The sequence below is a fragment of the Janthinobacterium agaricidamnosum genome (assembly GCF_003667705.1).
Taxonomy (GTDB): domain Bacteria; phylum Pseudomonadota; class Gammaproteobacteria; order Burkholderiales; family Burkholderiaceae_D; genus Janthinobacterium.
This window is the reverse complement of sequence record NZ_CP033019.1, coordinates 3,074,201-3,096,997: the sequence shown is the minus strand read 5'-3', so window position 1 is coordinate 3,096,997 and position 22,797 is coordinate 3,074,201. Positions and strand designations below refer to the sequence as shown.

Here is a 22,797-nt window from a genome sequence, read left to right as displayed (position 1 = left end):
ATCAACCTGGAGAGACAGCATGAGCAATGAAAGTCAGGCAGCAAACCAAGCACTCGACACCCTGTGGTACACGCGCTGTCCCGTCCCCACGGGCCTGGGCATTTCCCTGCAGCAGGGCTGGCTGGAAGAAGCCTTGCGCGCCGATGGCACCAGCTTGCGCTCCTTGCGTGAATCGGAGCAGGAAGCCGTGCGCGAATCGCATTTCGACCATACCTTGCAAAATTCCGTGCGCCACGGCGGCAATATTCCCGCCCTGTGGGCCAGGGCGGCGGGGCGCGACACGCGCGTCATCGGCCTGTCGTGGTCTGACGAGACGCAGCTGATCCTGACTCTTCCCGGCAGCGGCATCGAGACGGTGCGCGACTTGAAGGGCCGGCGCTTCGGCTTGCCTCTGTGGGCCAGGGCGCAGATCGATTTTGCGCGTGCGCAAGCCTTGCGCGGGCTGGAAAACGCGCTGAGCCTGGAAGGCTTGACGGTTGCCGACGTGGAACTGGTCGATTACGTCATTCAAGCGGGCCAGAGCGAAATGCCGCCGGAACGGGGCGCGGCGACGAATCTGTTCAGCGGTGCGCGGCGCGGCGGGCAAAGCCCGGAACTGCTGGGGCTGCTACGGGGCGAGGTCGACGCCATCTTCCTGAAAGGCGCTTCGGCCGCCCAGCTGGCGCAGCAGTTCGGCTTGCACACAGTGATCGACACGGGCAGCCATCCGGAGCCCTTGATCCGCGCCAACAATGGCACGCCGCGCACTCTGAGCGTCGATGCGCACTTGCTCGACCATCATTTCAGCTCGGCCGTCACCCTGGTCGAGCAAGTGCTGCGGGCCGAAGCATGGGCGCGCGGTCACGCGGACGACACGCGGCGTTTTCTGGCGCGCGAATCGAATGCCAGCGAGCACTGGGTGCAAGTGGCCTACGGCAAGGATGCCCATCTGCGCCTGGACACGGATCTGGCGGAAACGTCGATCGCGGGCTTGCAGGATTTCAGCGACTTTTTGTTCCGCTGGAACTTCCTGCCCAGCAAGGTCGACGTGCGCGCGTGGATCGATCCCCGTCCTTTCGACGCGGCGCTGGCGCAGACGCGCCGCGCGGCCTGAGCGGGAAGCACGTCAACGGTGGCCATGTTCGATGATGAGGAGAATGCGATGCGGCGACGCACGGTGATGGGCGGGCTGGCCTTGCTGCCCCTGGCGGGAAAGGCGGCCTCGGCGGCGAAAGCGGCGGGGGCGCCGCCGGCAGCCCTGCGCATCGCCTCGACGGGCTTTGCGGAAAACGGCAAGGCGGAACTGGGCGGCATCGCTTACCGCGTGCAGCAGGAAGGCTGGCTGGCCCGCGAACTCAAGCTGCGCGGCGTGCGGCTGGAATGGCTGCCCGTCACGGGCGACACGGGCGCGACCATGAACGAGGCGTTCGCCAGCGGGCGCATCGACATGGCCGCGTATGGCGACTTGCCGTCCGTCATACTCAACGCGGGCGGCGTGCGCACGCAGGTGATCGTGCCGGCGGGCCGGGGCACGGACCAGTTCCTCTTGGTGCCCACCGGTTCGCGCGCCACCTCGCTGGCCGACCTGAAGGGCAAGCGCATCAGCGTGCACCGGGGCCGGCCGTGGGAACTGGGCTTGCGCCAACTGATTGCCGACCAGCGCATGTCACCCACGGATTTCCGCCTGATCAATATGGATTTGAAGCCGGGCACGGCCGCGCTGGCCACGGGCGCCGTCGACGCCTTGTTCATGATCAATGGCTATCCGCTGGAAGACAAGGGTATCGGCCGCATCATCTGGTCCAGCAAGGGCTTGCCGGAGAGGAAAATGCGGGCGGAACTGTGGGCGCGGCGCGACTTTACGCAAGCCCATCCCGATATCGCCGAACTGGTGGCCACGGCCTGGCTGCGGGCCCAGCACTGGGCGGCGCTCGATGGCAACCGCGAGGCGATCATCAAGGATGGTACGCGCAACGGCACACCGGACAGCGTGGTGCGGCGCAGCTACGACGATCCGGGCCTGCAGTGGAAGGAGCGCTGGTCGCCCCTGTACGACGACGCCGTGTACCGCCATTACCGCCGGGTGCTGGCGTTTGCGCAGGAGCAAAAGCTGATCCGCCAGCCGTTGACGGCGGAAGAGTTGCTGGAACCGCGTTTCGTGGCGGCCGGCTTGAAAAAGCTGGGCCTGGCCAATTACTGGGAGCCGGCCAAGGTGTAGTCCGGCCGCAGGGCGTGGCTCAGTGCGGCAGACACACGCGTCCCGCCACATTGACCACGTCGTTGCCCGCATGCGCGCGCAATTGCAGCAGCATCAGCGCCACGCCCAGCATCAGCGCCGCAGCGCAGAGTTTCTTGTGCATCGTCGTTCCCGTTTTCACTATCTATGAAGGTGTGCAGCGATATTATTGCCGAAATTCAGCATGCGGGATGAGCAAATTACCAAGTGTGCTCTACAATTATGCATCTTGCGCATCCGCGCCATCTGAATTGTATGCATAGTATGTGAAGGGAATGACAAGCCTGTGACTTCCAAGCCGATCAAGATCGCCGCCACCGTTGTCGTGGCTCTCGCCGCTGGGGCCGGCATTTATAGCTACACCCGACCGGCCGCCACCGCCACGCCCGGTGCCCCGGCTTCGGGCAGCCCTGCCGCCGCGCCGCATTCCGCCGTCGATACGGCCGCCGTGGCCAGCCAGTTCCGCGACTTGCTGGGCAATTTCCGCAAGATCATCGTGCTGCTGGCCGACGAGCAAAGCTTGCCAGAAGGGGCACGCGACGAAGCCCGTAAAGTGGGGCAGGCGCTGTTCCATGAAAACCAGGAACGCATCGCCAAGCTCGATGCAGCGCTCGATCAATTGACGGCGCCCACGAATCCGGGCCGCTTCGAAGCGCTCGACAGTTTATTGACGTATATCGAATCCGACCCGGGCCTGTACGATGCCGACCGCCTGGCTTTCCGCGAGCTGCTGCAAAGCATGCTGGCCGACGTGGCCAAGGATTCGTCCCTGCCTGCCATCAAGCTGCACAAGCGCATTTCCGAAGACCTCGACGCGCTGGGCGAGATCGAGCGCAATTACGAGAAGGAAATCCGGCAAATCTTCGGCAACCTGGGCCAGCGCGCCATCGAACTCAAGCGCGAACGGTGGGACGATTACGTTGCGCAGCTGAAAAAACTGTACAGCCGCGAACAGATTCTGAAGGAAAATGGCATCGTCGTGCCGTATGCTGTTCCTCCCGCCGGCTCCATGCCCGAAGCCAAGCCGGCGCCAAAAAAAGATGAGGCGGAAATCTTCGGTCTGGGCTTGCCGAAGAAAACCATCGTGCTGACCTTCGACGACGGCCCGCACCGCCGTTACACGGAAGAAATCAGCGCCATTTTGAAACAGTATGGCGTGCCGGCCGTGTTCTTCAATGTGGGACGCAACCTGGGGTCGCTGGACGCGGAAGGCCATGCCAAGCTGGGCGCGGGCGCGGAAGTGAGCCGCAAGTTGATGAAGGAAGGCTATGCCGTGGGCAACCACAGTTTCAGTCACGCACAGTTGTCGAAGCAGACGGGCGACAAGCTGAAAGGCGAAATCCTCGGCACCGACACTTTATTAAAAGCCATCAGCCCCGAGCGGGCCGCGCTGTTCCGCTTTCCGTATGGCGCGCGCAATAGCGAAGGCATGGCCGCGCTGGCCGACGCGCATTTGAAATCCGTGATGTGGAATATCGATTCGCTGGACTGGGCCGACCCCGTGCCCAGCTCGATCACGAACCGCGTGCTGGCGTCCGTCGACAAGGCGGGGCGCGGCATCGTCCTGTTCCACGACATCCACGAACGCACGGTGAAAGCCTTGCCGGCCGTGCTCGACAAGCTGATCGCGGAAGGCTATCAATTTGCGGGCTGGGATGGCACGAGCTTCCAGGTGGCGAAAACCACGGCGCCCGCGCCGGAAAAAGTGCCCGTCACCACGGGCTACGCCAATTCCTGGGCCGTCGTGATCGGCATCGACGATTACGCGAAATGGCCGAAGCTGCAGTATGCGGTGCGCGACGCGCAAGGCATCCGCGAAACCCTGATCGAAAAATTCGCGTTTGCGCCCGAGCGCGTCGTGACCCTGAAAAATGGCGAAGCGACGCGCAACAACATCCTGGCCGCCTTCCATGACAAGCTGGCCCATGGCGGCGTGCAAAAGAATGACCGTATCTTCGTCTTCTTCGCCGGTCACGGCGCCACGCGCAAGCTCAGCTCGGGGCGCGACCTCGGCTACATCGTGCCCGTCGATTCCGACCCGGCGCAGTTCGCCACGGATGCGATTCCGATGACGGAAATCCAGAATATCGCGGAGTCCCTGACGGCCAAACATGCGTTCTTCGTCATGGACGCCTGCTACAGCGGCCTGGGCCTGACGCGCGGCGCCGGTTCCAGCTCTTTCTTGCGCGACAATGCCAAACGCATCGGCCGGCAAATGCTGACGGCCGGCGGCGGCGACCAGCTCGTCGCCGATGGCGGACCGAACGGCCACTCCGTGTTTACGTGGACCCTGCTGCAGGGCTTGGCGGGCAAGGGCGATCTGAACGGTGACGGCCTGATCACGGCCACGGAACTGGCGGCGTATGTAGCGCCGGCCGTGTCCAGCGTCTCGAACCAGACGCCTGCGTTTGGCAGCCTGCCCGGATCGGAAGGGGGCGATTTCGTCTTCGAATTGCCGGGCGAGACGGAATTCCTCAGCCCGAACACGACGCAGCTGTCGACGGAAGCCATTGCCCTGAACAGCAAGCTCGACGCCAAACCGGCGGCGGCCAGCGTGACGGTGAAGGATTTGCAGGGCGGCGAACAGAAGATCGTCACGCCGGGCGCCGTACCGACCTCCACACGCCAGCTGGCCCAGCGGGCCAACGACCGCGGCTTGCAGCTGTACAAGGAGAAACAGTACGCGCAGGCGGAAGCGCAATTTACGGAAGCGCTGAAATTGCGTCCCGACTTCGCGCTGGCGGCCAACAACCTGGGTTTTGTCTTCTACAAGCAGGAAAAATACCGCGAAGCGGCACGCTGGTTTGAAAACACGGTCAAGATGGACCCGTCGCGCGCCATCGCCTACCTGAACCTGGGCGACGCGTATGCCAAAGCCGGCGATGCGGCCAAGGCGAAAGCGGCATATAAAACCTATCTGGAACTGGCGCCGACGGTCTCGACGGCGCCGGCCGTGCGGCAAAAGATGGAGAAGCTGTAAGTTGACGTCCAACTTGCCCATGGTCCACGTCTTCACCTGCAGCGGCCGCTTTCCCAGCTGGGAAGCGCTGCAGGCTTACCTGGCGCCCGCGTACACGGAAGATGGCGATGCCGTGCCGTCGCCATTCTTCCTGGAAACGGGCCTCACGTGTTATGAGCCGGCCTGCTTCGAGAGCGCGCTGCTGGCCGCGCCCGCGCCGCTGGCAGAGTTGCTCGATGGCGTGTCGTATGCGGACAACTGGCTGGCGCAGGCGTGCGCGGACGCGCAGGGTGTGCTGGCCGATACGGTCGTCTGCGTGTTTGCGCCGAATCAACTGGCGCATCCGCAGCGCAGCTCGCTGCACCACGTGGGCAGCTACGCCTGCGACGGCGGCTGAGCCTCATTTCCGCGTTGTTCATGTATGAGCTTGTTGACGCTGGCCAGCAGGCTGGTGCCCGAGGTGGTGATGAAACGGGCACCCGCCGCCTGCGCTTCCGTGCCATAGCTTGCCAACGTATCCTTGTTGCAATAGACGATGATCGGTAATGCGGGCTGCGCCTGCCGCACTTCGCGCACCGTGCGCACGCCCGCATCCTTGACCCGGCGGCCGTTTTCCACCCTGGCCATGTCCGTGATGAACAGCGCGTAGTGCTTCTGTTGCAGCATGACCAGCGCCTGCCGCGTCGACACGGCCTGGTCCACCTTGATGTTTTCCCGCTCCAGCTGCTCCATCAGCAAGGTATTGTTGCGCGGGTGGTCGTCCAGCCACAGCACGAGGCTGACCGGCCGTTGCGCCGTCGGCGCGGCGGCCAGGGCCGTGACGGCGGCGGCGCCATCGGGGGGATGGGCCAGCAGCAACTGCGTGACGGCTTCCTGCATGTCGTCGAGCGACTTTTGCTGCAAACGGCTCAGTTCCGTCACTTCGATTTCCTTGCCGCTTTCCAGGCGCACGGATTCGTTTTTGACGAGGCTGTCGGCGCGCTTGATCATGATGGACAGGTAAATGCGCGTGAGCAAATAGCCGATCAAAAAGCCGTGCACGGAAAAGAACAGCATGATGCCGCCCACTACCGCCATGGCCGTGGGCGTGTCCGTGGCCAGGCTGGGCGCGATAAAGGCGGCCATGCTGCGCGCGCTGCCAGGCAGGCTTTTGAGCTCGATCAAACCCACGCCGACGATGATTTTCGTCAGCCAGTCCGACACTTCCACCAGATTCGAATTGATTTCCATGGGCGTGGGCGTGCCCAGAAACAGGGTATTGCTGGGGTTGCCGGTTGCCGCGTCCGCGCTTGCCGGGGGAGGCTCGTCCGTGGAACGGCCCTTGCCATTAGCCTGCTCGTCGGGCGGGGCGGCGTTGACGGTGCCCGAGGGCAGACTGCGCGGTATGCCGAATAAAAACCCTAGCAGCATGCCGCTGACGCAAAAGCCCAGGCTCCACAGCAGGGCCGGCACGGCGTGGTAGTAGGGCGGCAGCAGGGCGCCCGCCAGCACGGCCAGCAGCCCGGCCAGCAAGATGAACAGCAGGATGTACGGCAGCACGTCGCGCTTGCGCACGGCCGCTGTGACGCTTTTGCTCGCCTTGCCGCTGCTGTCGCTCAGGTCCACGGTCGCTCCTTGAAAAATGCTGAATCCAGGCAGCCGGCCTGCCGCGTATATATCCCGTAGGAGCCTGTACTGACATCATAAAAAGGGGAGACGCGATGCGGTTGATAAAACGCAAACAGCTGGCAGCTTGTGCCTTGTTGCTGCTGGCCGGCGCCGGCAAGGCGGCTGCGCCGGAGGCCGCATCGCCCATGGATGCGTCGCGCACCGTGCGCGTGACGGGCCACTACGACAACGCCGTCGGCACCTCGGATGCGGCCAGCCAGGGCGTCATCACCAATGAGCTGATCGTCAACCGTCCCGCTTTGCGCACGGGCGAATTGCTGGAATTCGTGCCGGGCCTGATCGTCACCCAGCACAGCGGCGACGGCAAGGCCAACCAGTATTTCTTGCGCGGTTTTAACCTCGACCATGGCACGGATTTCGCCACGTACGTCGACGGCATGCCCGTCAACATGCGCACGCATGCGCATGGCCAGGGCTATTCCGACCTCAATTTCCTCATTCCCGAGCTGGTGCAGCGCATCGATTACAAGAAGGGGCCGTATTTCGCGGGCGAAGGCGATTTCGGCTCGGCGGGCGCGGCGCGCATCCGCCTGGCCGACAGATTGCCGCAAGGCCAGGCCAGCGTGTCCGTGGGCCAGCATGGTTATGTGCGCGCCGTCGTGGCCGATTCCCTTGATGCGGGACCAGGCACCTTGCTTTACGGCCTGGAGGTGAACCGCAACAATGGCCCCTGGGACGTGCCGGAGCGCGTGCGCAAGGTCAGCGGCGTGCTGCGCTACAGCCAGGGCACGCCGGACGACGGCTTCAGCGTGACGGCCATGGCCTACAAGAACAGCTGGAACGCCACGGACCAGGTGCCGCTGCGCGCCGTGGAGTCCGGCCAGATCGGCCGTTTTGGCTCGCTCGCGCCCAGCGACGGCGGCGACACCTCGCGCGCCAGCCTGTCGTATGCGATGCGCCGGCGCACGGAAAACCGGGTGTTCGAGTTTGACGCGTACCTGATCCGCTCGCAGCTGGAACTCAACAGTGACTTCACCTATTTCCTGGCCGACCCGGCCGCCGGCGACCAGTTCCAGCAAAGCGAGCGGCGCACGGTGGCCGGTGTCAACACGAGCGAAAGCTGGACCACGGAGCTGGCGGGGTTTTCCATGCGCAACAAGCTCGGCGTGCAGGCCCGTTATGACCGGGTGTCGCCGGTGGGCCTGTACAGCACGGTGGACAGAGTGCGGCAAGCCACGGTGCGCGAAGACCGGGTGCGCGAGGCCAGCGTCGGCCTGTACGGCGAAAACACGACCCAGTGGCTGCAGTGGCTGCGTTCCGTGGCGGGCGTGCGCTACGACACCTACCGTTTCAATGTGGCCAGCAGCATCGCCGGCAACAGCGGTACGGCGCAGGACCACGTGGTGTCGCCGAAACTGTCCGTGATCCTGGGGCCGTGGAGCCAGACGGAATTCTTCGTGAACTACGGCAAGGGTTTCCATAGCAACGATGCGCGGGGCACGACGCAGACGCGCTTGCCCGATGGCACGCCTTCGGCTCCCGTGACGCCCCTCGTGCCGACCAGGGGCCTGGAACTGGGCGCGCGCACGGAATGGCTGCCGGGCCTGCAAAGCTCGCTGGCCCTGTGGCGCCTCGATCTGGCGTCGGAACTGCTGTTCGTGGGCGATGCTGGCGAAACGCAGCCGAGCCGTGCCAGCCGCCGCCACGGCATCGAGTGGAACAACCATTATGTTGCCGCGCCGTGGCTGCTGTTCGACCTGGACCTGGCAGTCTCGCGCTCGCGCTACACGCAAAACGATGCGGCCGGCAACCATATTCCGGGCGCGATCGGCAAGGTGGCGTCGTTCGGCGTGACGGTGACGGACCGGGGGCCATGGTCGGGCGCCTTGCAGCTGCGCTATTTCGGCCCCCGTCCCCTGATCGAGGACAACAGCGTGCGCTCGACCTCGACGACCCTGGCGTATGCGCGCCTCGCTTACCAGCTCAACCGCAAGACGCGGCTGTCGCTCGACGTCTTCAATCTGTTCAACAAGCGCGCCAGCGACATCGATTACTACTATGCGTCACGGCTGCCCGGCGAGGGGGCGGACGGCGTGAATGACCGGCACTTTCATCCCGTCGAACCCCGGTCCGCGCGCTTGACCTTGTCGTATGCGTTCTGATAACGATAAACTGGGGCATGACCGATCACCTAGTAAATACCAGTAAATTCCTTGCCCTCATACTGCGCCACTCTCCCGAAAAAATCGGCCTCGCGCTCGATGCCCAGGGCTGGGCCGATATCGGTCAGCTGCTGGCGCACGCTGCCCAGCATGGGCGACATATTTCCCGCGAACAATTGGATGAGGTGGTGGCGCGCGACAGCAAGACGCGCTACGCCATCAGCGATGACGGCTTGCGCATCCGCGCCAACCAGGGGCATTCCTTGGCCGCCGTCGACATCGCACTGCCGCCCGCCACGCCGCCCGCCATGCTGTACCACGGCACGGCCAGCCGTTTCGTGGAAGCGATTCGCGCCGGCGGCCTGCTGCCGGGATCGCGCAATCACGTGCACCTGTCGTCCAGCCGCGAAACGGCCGTGGCCGTGGGTGCGCGCCACGGCAAGCCCGTCGTGCTGACGGTCGATGTGGCCGCCATGCAGGCGCAGGGCCACGTGTTTTATGTGTCGGACAACGGCGTGTGGCTGACGCAGGCCGTGCCGCGGGCGTTCATCGGTTTTCCCTGATTAATGGCTTAGCGCCCTGGCCCTGGCTTGCCCCTGGCGCTTGCGCCGCCAGATCAGCACCCCCGTCACGCTCAGGCCCGCCACCAGCACGCCCATGGCGCAGATGAACAGTTTGAAGGGCCAGCCCCACATCGAGGCCATGTGCAGGGCGCTGATCCAGCTGCGGATGGTGTCGCCGCTGGCCGCGCCCGTGGGCAGCCAGGCGGCCAGCTGCCGGCCGCTGGCCGCATCGAAAAAGACGGTGGTCAGGCCCTTGTGTTCGCGCACGTCGCGGCTGCTGCGCACGCTGTAGCTGTAGACGCCCAGCGCGCGCTCGTAGGCCAGCGCATTTTCCTCGAGGATGGCAAAGTGCCCGCTGCGCGCCAGCTGCGCCATCAGGCTGCGGCCCTGCGCGCGGGCGGCAGGCCAGTCCAGCCGCGGCCCCGGCGACGGCGTGTGCCGCGCCACCACTTCCTCGGCTGGCTGATGGGGAAATAGCGGATGCATCACGGCCGCATACGCGCCGTACAGGTTGAAGGCGACGCCGCTCCAGGCGAAGACCAGCAGCATGGCCCACAGCCACAGGCCGCCCGCGCGGTGCAGGTCGAACACCAGTTTATAAGTGCCGCCATGGCGGCGCAGCAGCCACGACGGGCGCCAGCGCAGCAGCCACGGCTTGCTGCCCGGCGAGCGTTTTTTCAGGCGTGCGGGGAAGGTCAGGGCGGCGCCGATGAAGCAGTCGATGGTCCAGATGATGGCGATCAGGCCGAAAATCAGCAAGCCCGTGTCGCCCAGCGCCAGCGCATAGTGCAGGCGCTCGATGAAGGGCAGCAGGTTGATGGCGCCCTGGCCGATCTCGCCCCATTTTCGCTGGCCCAGTAGCGCCCCCGTGTACGGATCGACAAACACTTCGTCGCTGGCCAGCGGTGATTCGTCGCCCGGGCGCAGGTAGAACTGCATGCTGCGGCCTGTTGGCGCGGACAGCGGCGCGTAGCTGACCTGCGCCTGCGGGAAGCGGGCGGCGACGGACTCGCGCAGCAGCAGGGCGTCGAGCGGCGCGGCGCGCGGCGTTGGCGGCGCCGCGCGGAAGACGGCAGGCAGCAGGGCCGCCTCCAGTTCATCCTTCCACGCGAGCGCGCTGCCCGTGACGCCGGCCACGATGAGGAAGCCGGCCATCAGCAGGCCGGCGTAGCGGTGCAGCGCCGCCAATGCAGGGCGCATTTGCAGCGATGGCATCAAAAGCGGTACATGGCGCTGACGTTGGCCGTGCGTTCGGCATTGCGGTAGCACAGATTGGGCAGGTAGCCGCAGTCATACAGGGTCTGCTTGTTGAGCACATTGTTGACGTTGAGGGCAAACTGCCACGGTCCGCGCGACACGCCCAGCGCCGCGTCCCACTGCGTGATGCCGCCATTGCGGATATTCAGGTTCTCGCCGTCGGAGTTCGAACGCATGGCGCCGAGAAAACGCATGCCCAGCGCCGCATACGCAGGCAGCGCCGTGCCTAGGTTGAACGCTTGGCGGGCCCAGGCCGAGGCGCTGTGGCGCGGCGCGCCCGCTTGCTGCAAGCCCAGGTCGCCGTTATTGCTCTTCCTGACTTCCGTATCGAGGTAGGTGTATTGCGCGATCAGGCTCAGGCGGCTGGCAAACTCCGTGCGCGCTTCCAGTTCCAGGCCGCGCGAGCCCACCTGGCCCGTTTGCTGCAAGCGGCCCGGGTTGCCGATGTCGGAGGTGGTGACGTTGTCGCGCACCAGGTCGAAGACGGCCGCCGTATAGCTGGCGCGCTGGCCCACGGGTTCGTAGCGCACGCCGGCCTCGAACTGCTTGCCGCGCGATGGCTTCAGGGCGCTGCCGTTGGCCGTGATGCCCAGTTCGGGCGAGAACGAGGTGGCGTAGCTGACATACGGCGCCCAGCCGCCATCGAACAGGTAGACGGCGCCCACGCGGCCCGTGGTGGCCGATGGCGACTGGTGGAAGTCGGGTTTGACGGCGCCGCTATGGAGGTCGGTGACGTCGCGCGATTGCGTGGCCTTGTCGCGGCGCAGGCCGGCCGTCACGACCCAGCGGTTCCATTTCATTTGATCCTGCGCATACAGGCCCAGCTGGCGCGACGGCGCTTCAGCGCGCGTGGGCGCCTTGGCGGGAAGCAGCGGCTGCTTGCCGTACACGGGCTGGTACAGGTCGATCGGCGCGATAAAGCCTTTTTGATGGCGGTAGTCGTCCGTGTTGCGGATGTTCGCGTAATCGACGCCCAGCAGCACCTGGTGCGCCAGGCCGCCGGTGGCAAACCGCGCCTGCAGCTGGGTGTCGGCGAACAGGCTTTTCGACGCCGTATCGACGGGCATGAAATAGCGCTCCACCGTGCCATCGTCATTCAGGCCCAAGGGGAACATGTCCGTGCGGTCGTTGTTCAGGCGCGTGTAGCGCAGGTTCTGGCGCAGCGACCAGGTGTCGCTGAATCTGTGCTCGAACTCGTAGCCCAGCATGGTGTTGCGGCGCTTGAAACGGTTATCGTCGCCCATCAGGTTGACGCTGGGGTCGACCTGGCCGCGCGGGCCAGGCTGCAGCAGCTGGTTGGGAAACGCGTACTGCTGGTTGTCCTGCTCGTAGCGGGCCAGCAAGGTCAGGCGCGTGGCCGGTCCTGCCTGCCACGTGAGCGAGGGGGCGAAGTACAGGCGGTTGTCGCGGTCGCGCTCCAGCCGCGTATGGGCTTCGCGGCCCAGCATGACGACCCGGTAGGTCCAGTCGCCGTGTGCGTCGAGCGCGCCGCCCACGTCGGCTTTCAACTGGCGGCGCTGGGAGCTGCCGTACTCAATCCCCACTTCGCGCACGGCATCCGCGCTGGGGCGCTTGCTGACGGCGTTGACCATGCCGCCGGGCGGAATCTGCCCGTACAGCACGGAAGCGGGGCCGCGCAGCACTTCCAGGCGTTCCAGGCCATACGGCTCGATCGAGGCGCCAAAGGTGCGGCCCGAATTGCGCAAGCCATCCTGCAGGATGCCGTTCGTCTCGATGGTGAAGCCGCGCAGCAGCGAGGAATCGTCGCTGCCCAGCGGGCGCTGGTTCGGCGTCACGCCGGCCGTGTAGCGCAGGGTTTCGTCGAGCGACTCGGCATTGCGGTCGCTGATTTCATCGGCCGTGACTACCGAGACGGATTGCGGGTTCTCGTTCAGGGCCGTGTCGGTCTTGGTGGCCGAGGCGGCGCGCCGCGCCACATAGCCGCGCACGGGGCCCGTGGCCGTCTCGCGCTCGCTGCTCGCATTGATGGTGATCGCGGGCAGGGTGGCGCTGGCCTGGGCCGGCGCTGGCGTCTGTGCCGCGGAGGCGTCCGCGCGCAGCGCATACGCGCCATGCGCGCCCGCCACCAGGCGCAGGCCCTGGCCGCGCAGCAGTTCCTCGAAGCCCTGGCGCACCGTGTAGCTGCCCGTCAGGCCGCCGCTGCGCTTGCCCTGCAGGAGCGCTGCATCGGCCGACAGTTCCACCCCGGCCGTGCTGGCGAAACTGGTCAGCGCACGTTCCAGCGGTCCGGCGGGAATGGCGTACTGGCGCTGCGCCTGCGTGTTGCCTGCCGCCTGGGCGTGGGCGGCAGGGACCGTGACGGCCAGGGCGCCCACGGCGGCACCAGCGAGGAACAGGGCCTGAATGGCGGCGGCGAGGGGAAACGGGCGCAGCTTGTGTGCGGGAGCGGTCAGGCGAGCAGGCATGGTGCAAATCCTTGGAAAGTGGCGGGAAAAAATTCGTTCTTCCCGTATTCCGAACGAAAAGCCAAAACCCTCAACGTTTTTTCATTTTTTTTGCAGGTATTTTTCAGGACGCCTGGCGCGGCCCCACGCTGACCCAGTAGCGTGTGCGGTAGCGCAATTGCACGGGCAGGCTCAGGGCCAGGTTGGCCAGCGAGCGGTCCGTGTCGCGCAGCGTATACACGCCCGTCACGCGCAGGCCGGCGATGGATTCGTCGCAGCGCAACACGCCGTGGCGGTAGCGGCCCAGCTCGGCCAGCAAGTCATCGAGGCGCATGCGTTCGGCCACCAGGCTGCCCTGCGCCCAGGCGGCGGCGCTGTCTTCCACGCTCGCCACGTCCTGTACGTCCTGCCGCGTGTAGCCGGCGCGCTGGCCCGCCTGCAGATGCAGGGATTCCGCCCCGGCGCGGGCAGGCTGCAAGGCCACGGCGCCCTGGAAGACGGCGACCTGGCTGACGCCATCGTCGAGGCGCACGGAGAAGCGCGTACCCAGTGCCGTGGCCGTGCCCTGCGGCGTTGCCACCAGCAGAGGGCGGTAGACTGCCGCGTTTTCATGCGCGCTGGTGACGAGGACGGCGCCCGCGCGCAGCACGATGCGCCGTTCGCCGGCGTTGTAGCGCACGTCGATGGCGCTGGCCGTGTCGAGCACCACCTGCGTGCCGTCGGCCAGCACGATGGCGCGCGTCTCGCCCACGGCAGTGCGGTAGTCGCTGCCCATGCCCGTTCGTTGCCACAGGCCGGACTCGTGCGCCAGCAGGGCCGTGCCGCCGCCCGCCGCGATCAGACCCAGCAGCTGCAAGGCGCGCCGGCGCCCGGTGGCACGGCGCTGGACCGGCGCCAGCGCGCCGCGCGCGACCTCGCGCGGCAAAGCGTCGAATTGCCGGGCGAAGCGCTGCAGCCGGGCCCAGGCCCGCTCGTGCTCGGGGTGGGCGGCGCGCCAGGCGGCGCAGGCATCCGCGTCGGCCACGCTGGCGTCTTCCGCCCACAGCCGCGCCATCCACTCGGCGGCGCGCTGCAGCGCGGCGGGGGCGATGGGGGCGCCGTCCGGTTGGGAACTCATGCGAATTGCGCCGCGCAGCAGGCCAGCAGGGCGCGGGCGATGTATTTTTCCACGGACGAGACGGATACGCCCAGGCGCGCGGCGATGTCGGCATACGCCATGCCTTCGAGCTTGCACAGCAAAAAGGCGTCGCGCACCTTGGCTGGCAGGCTGGCGAGGATGGCGTCGATTTCCAGCAGTGTCTCGAGGATCAGCGCGCGCATTTCCGGCGTGGGGACAGTCGCTTCCGGCTGCGCGGCGATGGCGTCCGCATAGGCGGCCTCGATATGCCGTCGGCGGAACAGGTCCACCACCAGGCCGTTGGCGATCTGCGCCAGATGCTGGCGCGATTCTTCCGGCTGGGGCGCGCGGCCCCGCGCGAGGATGCGCAGATACGTGTCGTGCGCCAGGTCGGCCGCATCGAAGGCGTTGCCCAGCTTGCGGCGCAGCCAGCCCTGCAGCCAGCCGTGATGGTCGCTGTACAGGATTTCGATTTGATGGTGCAGTTCCAGTTCCGGGCGTAGCATGCAACCTTTCCATGCCATGGTCCGCGGGACAGCGTGGCCTTGATGCGATTGAGAATTGTTCGTATTGTAGACTGATTGCCGCGACTTGTGGCCCGGCAGTGGCGGGCCAGCAACGCTAGCGAGCCGGCATCAGGCCGGGATCAGCCTGATATCGGCCACCCGCTCGACCAGCCACACGCACGCCACCAGGGCAATCGCCAGCGAGCCCACAGTCAGCACTTGCCGGTACAGCCAGGTTTTGCGCAGCAGCCAGGCGAGGGGCAAGAAGGCGGCGACGATGGCCAGCTGGCCGATTTCCACGCCCACGTTGAAGCCCAGCAGGCTGGCCAGCAGCGAGCCTTGCGGCAAGCCCAGGTCGCGCAGCACGCTGGCAAAGCCGAAGCCGTGGATCAGGCCGAAGGCGAAGGCGGCCACGGGCCGCTTGCTGCGGAACAGCGGCAGCAGGTTGTTCAGCGCGGCCAGAATGACGGAAGCGGCGATGGCCGACTCCACCCAGCGCGAAGGCAGCGATACGAGCGACAGACTGGCCAGGCTCAGGGTGATGGAATGGGCGAGCGTGAACGCCGTGACGACTTTCAGCACGTCAAGGAAGGCCGCCTTCAGACCCTGCTGCTGTTCGCGCAAGCCCGGCAGCAGCACGGCCGGCAGCAGCAGCGACAGCAAAAACAGGATATGGTCGTAGCCGATCCAGATATGCCAGATGCCGTGTCTGACGTAGGCGCCGAACTGCGCCAGGCGGTCGGGCGCGGCCAGGGAGATGGTCTGGCGCGGACTGTCCGGGTCGAAGATGGCCGTTTGCGTGGCGCCGCCGCTGTCGATCTTGAGCAGCCCCTTGTGCTGCGGGTCGAGGTCGGCGAACAGTGTATAGCCAATGGTCAGATTGGCCGGTGCGGCGTCGGGGCAAGTGGCCTGGAAGCGCAGCACGTTGTAGGCGCCGTCCGTGTGGTTGTCGATCAGCTGCCCGGCGGCTTGCAAGGGGCAGACGCCCTGGTCGCTGGCCAGCTGCAGGCGCTGCAGCGCGTAGGCGGCAATGGCCGCGTGGCGCGCGCGGATTTCATCCCAGGTCAGCGCACCGTCGCCATTGCCATCGAGGCCGATGGCGAAATCGAGGTCGCGCAGGGCGATATCCCATTGCCCCTCGACCTGCTGGCCGTGCACGGCCAGGCTCAGATAGCTGTCGCTGGGCTTGTGGGCTTGCGCGGGGGCCAGCCAGGCGCACAGGAACAGGATGAACAGGCAGCGCTTTACAGCACACATCACAGTAGCCCCGCTTTCCCGATAATACTGACTTTTTGCCCATCCTGCGGCCCCAGCTGCCTGACGAGGCGCTGCAGAGCCTCGTCTTCCACGCCGTTGGCCGCCACCCACGCCAGCACGGGCCGGGCCGCCGCGTAGTTGCGCGCGGCCAGGGCCGCTTCGAGCACGATGCGCATGTCGGGCACTTCCTTCTGGATCGCCCAGTTCTGCTGCGCCAGCTGCAGCGCGGACGGTACATCCTGTTGCAAGAACAGCGCGAAACGGGCTTGCTCGCGCTGGTGCACGGTGTCGCCGCGTTGCATGGCCGCATTGAAGCGGGCCGCCAGCTCGGTCTTGGCCGCCAGGAATGCCGCTTGCTGGCCGGGCAGCGATTGCAGGGCCAGCGCATAACGCAGCAGCAGGGCGTCGATGCGCTGCTGGTCTTTGAGTAACTTGACGACGTCCTGCGGACGCTGCTGGTCGAGCAGGAAATCCGCGTAGGCGCCCAGCAGGTAGCTGTCGCGCGGCTGCCGCGCCAGCGCCGACTTGTAGCGCGCTTCGGCCAGCGTTGAATCTCCGCGCCGCGTGGCCATTTCCGCCAGCAGGGTGGCGGCCCAGTTTTCCAGCTCGGGCGCCGCGCCGGCGCTCCTTTGCAGGGTCAGGTCCAGCAGGCGCTCGCTGGCGGCGGCGCGGCCCGTGACGCTGGCGATATTGGCAAGGCAGGTGACGGTGACCAGCTGCGTGGAAAGCGCCGACAGGCGCGCGCAGCTGGCCGTCGCCTGCGCGTAATCGCCCTGCACGGTGAGGACGGTGGCGCGCGTCAGCCATGCCTGGGCGTTGTGCGGCTGCTGCGCGATGACGGCGTCGAGGTCTTGCAGGGCGAGACCGAACTTGTGGGTGCTTTGCAATATGGTGGCGCGCAGCAGGCGCACGGGCAGGGGCGGCGCCGTTTGCCGCCACCAGGGCGCCAGGGCCGCTTGCGCGTAACCGAGGTAGCGCGGGTCCGTTTCGCTGCGCGCCAGGGCGATGTAGCGCTGCGCCAGGCTTGCCGCCAGGGTCAGGTCTTGCGGCGTAGCATTCAATTGCTGGCGCAGGCCGCGCAGTTCGCTCTGCGTGGCGTCGGCGCGGCGCGGCAGCTGTTCGATGACGGCGCCGCCGTCTTTCGGCGTGTAGGGCGCGGCCTGGGCCAGCAGGGGCAGGCAGACGCACAGCAGGGAAATCGGTGTTTTCATCATGGATGCCATCAACAGTCATTGATGCGGGCGCCGGAGAGCGGACTCCCCGGCGCCCGCAAGGGCCTTACAGCGGCACCGGTTCCGTGTCTTCCGGCGACGTCGCCATGATGGCGTCGATGGCCACGCCATCCTTGTCATCGCTGGTGGTCAGGATGACGTTGCCGACGGCCACATAAAACGCATCGAGCAAGACCACGGGCGGCGGCGTGGTGCCGCCGTTGCCGTTATCGCCGTCGTGGCTGCTGCCGCCGCCACCGCAGCCTGCCAGCAGGGCCGTGAGCGCCAGGGCGCTGAGTGCATGGAGCTTTTTCATCGCGTTCTCCTCGTTGGCTTACATCTGCGGCGAACCGGCGATGGGGTTTTTCAGGTAGGGAAAGCCTGCCGTGAAGTAGGTTTCATCGAGGAAGGCGCCGTCCGTGAAGTGCAGGCCGCCGGCCGGCGCGTCGGCCGGAGCGCAGCCGATGTTCAAGGTGCACAGCTTGCCCATGGCCACGCGCAGCACCACGTCGACCACATCGTCGCCGGGACGCCGGCCGTTCGGGAAGCCTGCGTTGTCGCCATCGATCACGCCCAGGCGCTTTTGCGCACCGACGTTGGTGGGCGCGATCGACGTATTCAGGCGCAGCATTTCCGATGCCGTCACGGTGACGGGCTGGTTGACGCCCTTGATGCCCGTCAAGAAGGTGGCCACCAGGTCGTTGCGGGGGAAGTTGGTGGGCGCCTTGGCGCCTGCCGAGCCGAACAGCACTTCCACCAGCGCCGGCGCCGTCGGGTTGGTGACATAGTCGGCAAACTGCGCGTCGCCCGACGGTTTGCTGGCGTTGAAGCGGTCCTTGTCCTTCAGACCGATGACCAGTTCATTTACCAGCGGCATGCCCAGGCGCGACACTTGCACCCACGCGCCGCCTTCCTTCGATGCCGCGGTGCTGCCCGGCGCCGGGTTCAGCAAACGACCCTGGCGCAGGCTGGCCGTGGTCCAGCCGCCGATGACGGGCTCCAGGCCCGCCGTCAGGCACGCGGTCGGCACTTCCATCTCGATGGCCGTGACGTTCTTGCGTGCCAGGTCATCCTTGGCAGCCGACTCCGCATTCGCGGCAAACTCCGAGGCAGGCGCCTTGATGTTAATCAAGTCAAACGTTTCGCCCAGGTTCACCACGAAAGGGTCCTTGCGCTGGCCGACGAACATGCGCGCCGGCGTGGCGCAGCCGGGGATGTTGACCGTGTAGACGTGCTGCGCGGCATACGCGGCATAGTTGGGGATGGACTTGGTGCCGATGTAGTCGACGGGCTTGTCGAAGGTCGTGCCGCCGCCTGTGGCGTTGGTCACGCTGCTGCGCGTGCCCGAGCGGCGGTCGCCCCGCACCACCGTCACGCTGTAGGTTTCGCGCACGTTCAGGCCGGCCGGGTTGACGGAATCGATGGCGCCGCCGTTGATGACGAGCGGAATCGACACTTTCTTGCCGCCCACGGTGAACTGGCCGTCCTTGATGGTATTGCTGAAGCGGAACTGGAAGGTGAGGTCTTCCTTGCCGTCGCCATTGTTGTCGATATGGATTTCGTACAGGGCGTTCGGGTCCATGGCGAAGTAATTCGGGCCGCCGTAGGCGTCCTGCAGGGGAATATAGTCGGCCACCAGGGTGGTGTAGGCGCCGCGGCCCGCTTCATAGCTGCGGAACATATAGAAGTCGGTGGCGTCGACTTTGGGGTTTTGCGTGATGAACGGCGCTTCGCGGTGGCTGGACGCGTAGGCGGCTGGCGCGATGGCCAAAGTGAAGGAAACGGCGAGAAGGTTGCCCAGGAGGGCGGCACCCAGTGCGGTTTTCGAGTGTGACAATGACATTTCGATTCTCCCGATTTTTGTTGGCGTTGACAGACAAGTCCAAGAAACTGCAGGCTGCCTGACTTATACGAACGGCTACAAAAAACGGATTCAACTCTTTGTCAAAGTCTGCAACTGACCTTGTAGGCCCCCTACCAGGCCAGCACTTTGGGACCGAGGGCGGCGCCGATGGCGGTCGGCACCAGCATGCCCAGCACGTACCAGAAGCCGACGAAGATGGCCGCCAGCTCCGGGCAATGCAGGCAATACACGAGCGCGGCCATGGCACCGGCGGCAAATCCGGCGGCCGCGCCGGCCAGGCGCAGGCGCGTGGGCGCCAGCTGGCGCATCAGGCGCAGCACGGCGGCCAGGATGGGCAGCGACAGCATGGCGATCAGCAGGGGGCAGCTGCGCCAGGTGGCGCCCCAGAACAGCTCGGCGCGCTGTTCGGGCGGCGCTTCCTGCACGATGATGGCGCCCAGCGCCCACATCAGCAGCACGGGCATGGCGAGCAGCAGGGGCAGGGCACGGGTAGCGGCGCCCGGCAGGCACAGGCGGCGGCTGACGTGCCAGGCCGCCAGGCACAGGCACACGACAAAGCCCACCTTGATCCAGAAGTCGGGCAGCAGTGCCAGCTGTTCCAGGTTGGGCCGCACGCCCAGCAGCATGGCCATCAGGGCCACGCTGGCCAGCAGGCCGGCGCCCAAAGTGCCTGCCGCGCGCCAGTGCGTGCCGGGCGGCGCTGTGGCGGCCACGTCGGGGCCGCTGGCCAGCATGGCGATCAAGTCATCGGTTTTCATGGTGCGCTTCCTTCTATCCTTAAATGGGCCGCCAGTGCTTTCAAGCCGCGATGCACGGCCACCTTGACGCTGGCTTCCGAAATGTCCATGGCCGCCGCTGTGTCGCGCACGGACCAGCCGTCGAGCTTGGTATGCACGATGGCGTCGCGCTGCTGCGCCGGCAAGGTGGCCAGCAGCTTGCCCAAGTCGCGGCTGGCCTCGGCCGCCTCGGCATCGGCGCTGGAAAATAGTTCCTGCGCGCTATCCTCTTCGTCATACGGCAAGTGCTGCGCCTCGCGTCGCCCATGCCGGCGCAGCCAGTCGATCATCTTGTAGCGCGCGATCGCATGGATCCACGACGTCAGCGGCACCCCCGTGTCATACGTCAAGCGCTGGTTGTGGATGGCCAGCAGACACTCCTGCACCAGGTCTTCCACCTCGTCCGGCCAGCGCTGCAGGCGGCGCCGGAAAAACGCGCGCAAATGGGCGCTGCTTGCCTGCAAGAAACTGCGATACGCCGCCGCATCGCCATCGAGGCCGCGCAGCATCAAGCCGTGCAGCCGCAATTCCGTGCCGTGCAACTGCTCGCTTATTGGTATTCGTTGCATGCAAGCCTTTGGTGACAGGCGTTGAAAAAAATAAATCTTAAATTATTTGAGGGTGGCTGTAACCAATCCGCACGGTGCGGCGAATTGACAGGCAAGCACGCTTCCTATTTTTAATATACCGGTGAAAGACCATGGACATCAAGCAGCGCCTTGCAACATTACTTTTACCCTTGCTGAGCATGGCTGTGGTAGCGCCGGCCATGGCGCAGATGGCTTCCGGCCAGCGCTGCGAAGTCAAAAGCGGTGCGCAGACGGCGGCGCTGGTGGAGCTGTACAGCAGCGAAGGCTGCTCCAGCTGCCCGCCCGCCGACCAGCGCCTGAACGCCTTGCGCAAGGAAGCGGGGGCGGCCAGCCTGATCGTGCCGCTGGCCCTGCACGTCACGTACTGGGACCAGATCGGCTGGACGGACCCGCTGGCGCAGGCGCAATTCGATGCGCGCCAGGCCGAGCTGTTGCGCCACCAGCCGCGCCATGTGGCCTATACGCCCCAGTTCTTCGTGGGCGGCACGGAATTGCGCGGCTGGGATACGCAGCTGCCGGCCGCCATCCGCCGCATCAACGCGACCGCCGCGCCCGTCGCTATCCGCCTGTCCGCCACGCCGGCGCCGGGTGGGAAGCTGCTGCTGGAAGCCGATGCCAGCGCGCCGGATGCGCGGACGGACGGCCAGCTATACGTCGCCATCAGCGAAAACGGCATCGTCTCGACCGTGCTGCGCGGCGAAAACCGCGGCGCCACCCTGCATCACGATGCGGCCGTGCGCCTGTGGCTGGGGCCGGTTGCGCTGGCGCAAGGCCGCGCCCGGCTGCGCCGCGAAGTCAGCCTGCCCGCCAGCTGGCGCCCGGAAAACCTGCAAATCGTCGCCTTCGTGCAGCGGGCCGACAGCAGCGCCATCCTGCAAGCCGTCAGTACGGCATCCTGCGCGAAAGGGGTGATGTGATGAACGGACAAGCAAGCGTGATCCACCCCGCCTGGCTGCGCCTGACGCACTGGCTCAATGCCGTGGCCGTGGTGGTGCTGGCCACCAGCGGCTGGCGCATCTACAACGCGGCGCCATTCTTCCCGTTTGAGCTGCCGCGCGCGCTGACCCTGGGCGGCTGGCTGGGCGGCGCCCTGCAATGGCATTTCGCCGCCATGTGGCTGCTGGTGGGCAATGGCCTGCTGTATCTGGTCATCAATATCGTCTCGGGACGGCTGCGGCGCCAGTTCTTTCCCCTCTCGCCGCGAGCGCTGCTGGCCGATTTCATCGCCGCGCTGAAGGGCAAGCTGGCCCATGCGGACCCGCGCCGCTACAACATGGTGCAGCGCGCCGCCTACCTGTTCGTCATGCTCGATTGCATCGTGCTGGTGCTGTCCGGCCTGGTGCTGTGGAAATCCGTGCAGTTTCCCCTGCTGCGCGAGCTGATGGGCGGCTATGACAGCGCGCGCCGGGTCCACTTCATCGCCATGGCGCTGCTGACGGGCTTTGTGGGCGTGCACCTGCTGATGGTGGCACTGGTGCCGCGCACCCTGGTCGCCATGCTGCGCGGCCGCTAAGGAGATGAGCATGAAAAAATCCATCCTCGTGCAAGAGCAGGGCCAGGCCATGCTGGCCGACGCCTTGCGCCAGATCAAACAACCGTCGCGCCGCCTGTTTTTGCAGCGCAGCCTGACCCTGGGCGGCCTGTCCCTGCTGACGGGTTGCAACGCCAGCGACCCGTCCAGCATCGAGACGGCCCTGACGACGGTCTCGCGCTTCAACGACCGGGTGCAGGGCTGGCTGTTCGACCCCAACAAACTGGCGCCCACGTATCCGGACTCCATGATCACGCGGCCGTTTCCCTTCAACGCCTATTACGGCGAGGATGAGGTGGAACAGGTCGATGGCGACGCCTGGCGCCTGGAGTTGAGCGGCTTGATCGCCGACAAGAAGCCGTGGACCCTGCCGCAGCTGCGCGCCTTGCCGCAGGAAACGCAGGTCACGCGCCACATCTGCGTGGAAGGCTGGAGCGCCATCGGCAAGTGGGGCGGCGTGCCGTTTTCCCATTTCCTCAAGCGCGTGGGCGCCGACACGACGGCCAGATACATCGGCTTCCAGTGCGCCGACGATTATTTCACCAGCATCGACATGGCCACGGCCCTGCATCCGCAAACCATCATGGCCCTCACGTACGACGGCCAGAAATTGCCGCCGAAATACGGCTACCCGATGAAATTGCGCATGCCGACCAAGCTGGGCTACAAGAACCCCAAGCACATCCAGGCCATTTTTGTCACGAATACCTACCCGGGAGGGTATTGGGAGAATCAGGGCTACAACTGGTTCGGCGGTTCCTAGAAAGGCCGGGGAG

21 protein-coding genes are annotated in these 22,797 nt (G+C 66.0%); 9 read left to right on the top strand and 12 right to left on the bottom strand.

What is annotated here, in order from left to right; translation table 11 throughout:
• Positions 1-19 precede the first annotated feature (19 nt).
• Together D9M09_RS13920 and D9M09_RS13915 are read left to right on the top strand one after the other, a co-directional pair.
• Positions 20-1,093 carry an ABC transporter substrate-binding protein gene (locus D9M09_RS13920; protein WP_121669605.1) on the top strand — a complete coding sequence of 358 codons (1,074 nt, stop codon included), beginning with the start codon at positions 20-22 and terminating at the stop codon, positions 1,091-1,093.
• A gap of 48 nt (positions 1,094-1,141) precedes the next feature.
• The gene (locus D9M09_RS13915) at positions 1,142-2,197 is read left to right on the top strand and encodes an ABC transporter substrate-binding protein (protein WP_162995676.1); all 1,056 of its coding nucleotides are present in this window, start codon (positions 1,142-1,144) and stop codon (positions 2,195-2,197) included.
• A 19-nt stretch (positions 2,198-2,216) separates the two neighbouring features.
• Here the strand turns inward: D9M09_RS13915 and D9M09_RS29945 are convergent, their stop codons facing one another.
• Positions 2,217-2,339: a hypothetical protein gene (locus D9M09_RS29945; protein ID WP_276208760.1), complete on the bottom strand. Its 123-nt coding sequence runs from the start codon at positions 2,337-2,339 to the stop codon at positions 2,217-2,219.
• A gap of 162 nt (positions 2,340-2,501) precedes the next feature.
• Here D9M09_RS29945 and D9M09_RS13910 point away from each other — a divergent pair, with 162 nt between their 5' ends.
• The gene (locus D9M09_RS13910; protein ID WP_121669603.1) at positions 2,502-5,195 is read left to right on the top strand and encodes a polysaccharide deacetylase family protein; all 2,694 of its coding nucleotides are present in this window, start codon (positions 2,502-2,504) and stop codon (positions 5,193-5,195) included.
• Between the two features lies 1 nt (position 5,196).
• Positions 5,197-5,571: an immunity 22 family protein gene (locus D9M09_RS13905; RefSeq protein WP_162995675.1), complete on the top strand. Its 375-nt coding sequence runs from the start codon at positions 5,197-5,199 to the stop codon at positions 5,569-5,571.
• On the opposite strand, the gene D9M09_RS13900 is transcribed toward D9M09_RS13905, so the two are convergent.
• A complete protein-coding gene (locus D9M09_RS13900; protein WP_121669601.1) occupies positions 5,550-6,779 on the bottom strand; it encodes a response regulator in 1,230 nt (409 codons plus the stop codon). The genes D9M09_RS13905 and D9M09_RS13900 overlap by 22 nt on opposite strands.
• Before the next feature lie 95 nt (positions 6,780-6,874).
• Here D9M09_RS13900 and D9M09_RS13895 point away from each other — a divergent pair, with 95 nt between their 5' ends.
• Together D9M09_RS13895 and D9M09_RS13890 are read left to right on the top strand one after the other, a co-directional pair.
• Positions 6,875-8,944, top strand: coding sequence for a TonB-dependent receptor (locus D9M09_RS13895; RefSeq protein WP_205602367.1), 2,070 nt, complete (start codon positions 6,875-6,877; stop codon positions 8,942-8,944).
• 17 nt (positions 8,945-8,961) lie between these two features.
• Positions 8,962-9,507 (top strand): RNA 2'-phosphotransferase, encoded by a 546-nt coding sequence (locus D9M09_RS13890; protein ID WP_121669600.1) that lies wholly within the window; start codon positions 8,962-8,964, stop codon positions 9,505-9,507.
• Here D9M09_RS13890 and D9M09_RS13885 read toward each other — a convergent pair whose 3' ends face one another.
• The 10 genes from D9M09_RS13885 to D9M09_RS13840 all read right to left on the bottom strand — a co-directional run bounded on the left by D9M09_RS13885 (position 9,508) and on the right by D9M09_RS13840 (position 20,469).
• Positions 9,508-10,722: a PepSY-associated TM helix domain-containing protein gene (locus tag D9M09_RS13885; RefSeq protein ID WP_205602366.1), complete on the bottom strand. Its 1,215-nt coding sequence runs from the start codon at positions 10,720-10,722 to the stop codon at positions 9,508-9,510.
• Positions 10,722-13,190, bottom strand: coding sequence for a TonB-dependent siderophore receptor (locus D9M09_RS13880; protein ID WP_121669599.1), 2,469 nt, complete (start codon positions 13,188-13,190; stop codon positions 10,722-10,724). The genes D9M09_RS13885 and D9M09_RS13880 overlap by 1 nt, the downstream gene beginning before the upstream one ends.
• A gap of 103 nt (positions 13,191-13,293) precedes the next feature.
• Positions 13,294-14,286, bottom strand: a complete 993-nt coding sequence (locus D9M09_RS13875; RefSeq protein ID WP_121669598.1) for a FecR domain-containing protein — start codon at positions 14,284-14,286, stop codon at positions 13,294-13,296.
• A complete protein-coding gene (locus D9M09_RS13870) occupies positions 14,283-14,792 on the bottom strand; it encodes a sigma-70 family RNA polymerase sigma factor (RefSeq protein ID WP_121669597.1) in 510 nt (169 codons plus the stop codon). The genes D9M09_RS13875 and D9M09_RS13870 overlap by 4 nt, the downstream gene beginning before the upstream one ends.
• 129 nt (positions 14,793-14,921) lie before the next feature.
• Positions 14,922-16,049, bottom strand: coding sequence for a HupE/UreJ family protein (locus D9M09_RS13865; RefSeq protein WP_121669596.1), 1,128 nt, complete (start codon positions 16,047-16,049; stop codon positions 14,922-14,924).
• Complete coding sequence (locus tag D9M09_RS13860) at positions 16,049-17,263, bottom strand: hypothetical protein (protein WP_121671083.1); 1,215 nt, start codon at positions 17,261-17,263, stop codon at positions 16,049-16,051. The genes D9M09_RS13865 and D9M09_RS13860 overlap by 1 nt, the downstream gene beginning before the upstream one ends.
• 64 nt (positions 17,264-17,327) lie before the next feature.
• The gene (locus D9M09_RS13855) at positions 17,328-17,576 is read right to left on the bottom strand and encodes a hypothetical protein (RefSeq protein WP_121669595.1); all 249 of its coding nucleotides are present in this window, start codon (positions 17,574-17,576) and stop codon (positions 17,328-17,330) included.
• Between the two features lie 18 nt (positions 17,577-17,594).
• Positions 17,595-19,103, bottom strand: coding sequence for a DUF4331 domain-containing protein (locus D9M09_RS13850; protein WP_205602365.1), 1,509 nt, complete (start codon positions 19,101-19,103; stop codon positions 17,595-17,597).
• A gap of 131 nt (positions 19,104-19,234) precedes the next feature.
• A complete protein-coding gene (locus D9M09_RS13845) occupies positions 19,235-19,882 on the bottom strand; it encodes an NrsF family protein (RefSeq protein ID WP_121669594.1) in 648 nt (215 codons plus the stop codon).
• Positions 19,879-20,469, bottom strand: coding sequence for a sigma-70 family RNA polymerase sigma factor (locus D9M09_RS13840; RefSeq protein ID WP_121669593.1), 591 nt, complete (start codon positions 20,467-20,469; stop codon positions 19,879-19,881). Before D9M09_RS13840 ends, D9M09_RS13845 begins: the two co-directional genes overlap by 4 nt.
• Positions 20,470-20,600: 131 nt before the next feature.
• Between D9M09_RS13840 and D9M09_RS13835 the strand changes: the two genes are divergently transcribed.
• From D9M09_RS13835 to D9M09_RS13825, 3 genes are read left to right on the top strand one after another with little or no spacing between them, the layout of a single operon-like run.
• Positions 20,601-21,407, top strand: coding sequence for a DUF1223 domain-containing protein (locus D9M09_RS13835; RefSeq protein WP_071650140.1), 807 nt, complete (start codon positions 20,601-20,603; stop codon positions 21,405-21,407).
• Positions 21,407-22,003 (top strand): cytochrome b/b6 domain-containing protein, encoded by a 597-nt coding sequence (locus D9M09_RS13830; RefSeq protein ID WP_121669592.1) that lies wholly within the window; start codon positions 21,407-21,409, stop codon positions 22,001-22,003. Before D9M09_RS13835 ends, D9M09_RS13830 begins: the two co-directional genes overlap by 1 nt.
• A gap of 4 nt (positions 22,004-22,007) precedes the next feature.
• Positions 22,008-22,784 carry a molybdopterin-dependent oxidoreductase gene (locus tag D9M09_RS13825; protein ID WP_121669591.1) on the top strand — a complete coding sequence of 259 codons (777 nt, stop codon included), beginning with the start codon at positions 22,008-22,010 and terminating at the stop codon, positions 22,782-22,784.
• Positions 22,785-22,797: the final 13 nt, after the last annotated feature.

What these genes read in the sequence shown, in the direction of transcription:
- D9M09_RS13920 (WP_121669605.1), top strand. Translation starts at nt 20, where the DNA reads ATGAGCAATGAAAGTCAGGCAGCAAACCAAGCACTCGACACCCTGTGG.
- D9M09_RS13915 (WP_162995676.1), top strand. Translation starts at nt 1,142, where the DNA reads ATGCGGCGACGCACGGTGATGGGCGGGCTGGCCTTGCTGCCCCTGGCG.
- D9M09_RS29945 (WP_276208760.1), bottom strand. Translation starts at nt 2,339, where the DNA reads ATGCACAAGAAACTCTGCGCTGCGGCGCTGATGCTGGGCGTGGCGCTG.
- D9M09_RS13895 (WP_205602367.1), top strand. Translation starts at nt 6,875, where the DNA reads ATGCGGTTGATAAAACGCAAACAGCTGGCAGCTTGTGCCTTGTTGCTG.
- D9M09_RS13890 (WP_121669600.1), top strand. Translation starts at nt 8,962, where the DNA reads ATGACCGATCACCTAGTAAATACCAGTAAATTCCTTGCCCTCATACTG.
- D9M09_RS13885 (WP_205602366.1), bottom strand. Translation starts at nt 10,722, where the DNA reads ATGCCATCGCTGCAAATGCGCCCTGCATTGGCGGCGCTGCACCGCTAC.
- D9M09_RS13880 (WP_121669599.1), bottom strand. Translation starts at nt 13,190, where the DNA reads ATGCCTGCTCGCCTGACCGCTCCCGCACACAAGCTGCGCCCGTTTCCC.
- D9M09_RS13875 (WP_121669598.1), bottom strand. Translation starts at nt 14,286, where the DNA reads ATGAGTTCCCAACCGGACGGCGCCCCCATCGCCCCCGCCGCGCTGCAG.
- D9M09_RS13870 (WP_121669597.1), bottom strand. Translation starts at nt 14,792, where the DNA reads ATGCTACGCCCGGAACTGGAACTGCACCATCAAATCGAAATCCTGTAC.
- D9M09_RS13865 (WP_121669596.1), bottom strand. Translation starts at nt 16,049, where the DNA reads ATGTGTGCTGTAAAGCGCTGCCTGTTCATCCTGTTCCTGTGCGCCTGG.
- D9M09_RS13860 (WP_121671083.1), bottom strand. Translation starts at nt 17,263, where the DNA reads ATGATGAAAACACCGATTTCCCTGCTGTGCGTCTGCCTGCCCCTGCTG.
- D9M09_RS13855 (WP_121669595.1), bottom strand. Translation starts at nt 17,576, where the DNA reads ATGAAAAAGCTCCATGCACTCAGCGCCCTGGCGCTCACGGCCCTGCTG.
- D9M09_RS13850 (WP_205602365.1), bottom strand. Translation starts at nt 19,103, where the DNA reads ATGTCATTGTCACACTCGAAAACCGCACTGGGTGCCGCCCTCCTGGGC.
- D9M09_RS13845 (WP_121669594.1), bottom strand. Translation starts at nt 19,882, where the DNA reads ATGAAAACCGATGACTTGATCGCCATGCTGGCCAGCGGCCCCGACGTG.
- D9M09_RS13840 (WP_121669593.1), bottom strand. Translation starts at nt 20,469, where the DNA reads ATGCAACGAATACCAATAAGCGAGCAGTTGCACGGCACGGAATTGCGG.
- D9M09_RS13835 (WP_071650140.1), top strand. Translation starts at nt 20,601, where the DNA reads ATGGACATCAAGCAGCGCCTTGCAACATTACTTTTACCCTTGCTGAGC.
- D9M09_RS13830 (WP_121669592.1), top strand. Translation starts at nt 21,407, where the DNA reads ATGAACGGACAAGCAAGCGTGATCCACCCCGCCTGGCTGCGCCTGACG.
- D9M09_RS13825 (WP_121669591.1), top strand. Translation starts at nt 22,008, where the DNA reads ATGAGCATGAAAAAATCCATCCTCGTGCAAGAGCAGGGCCAGGCCATG.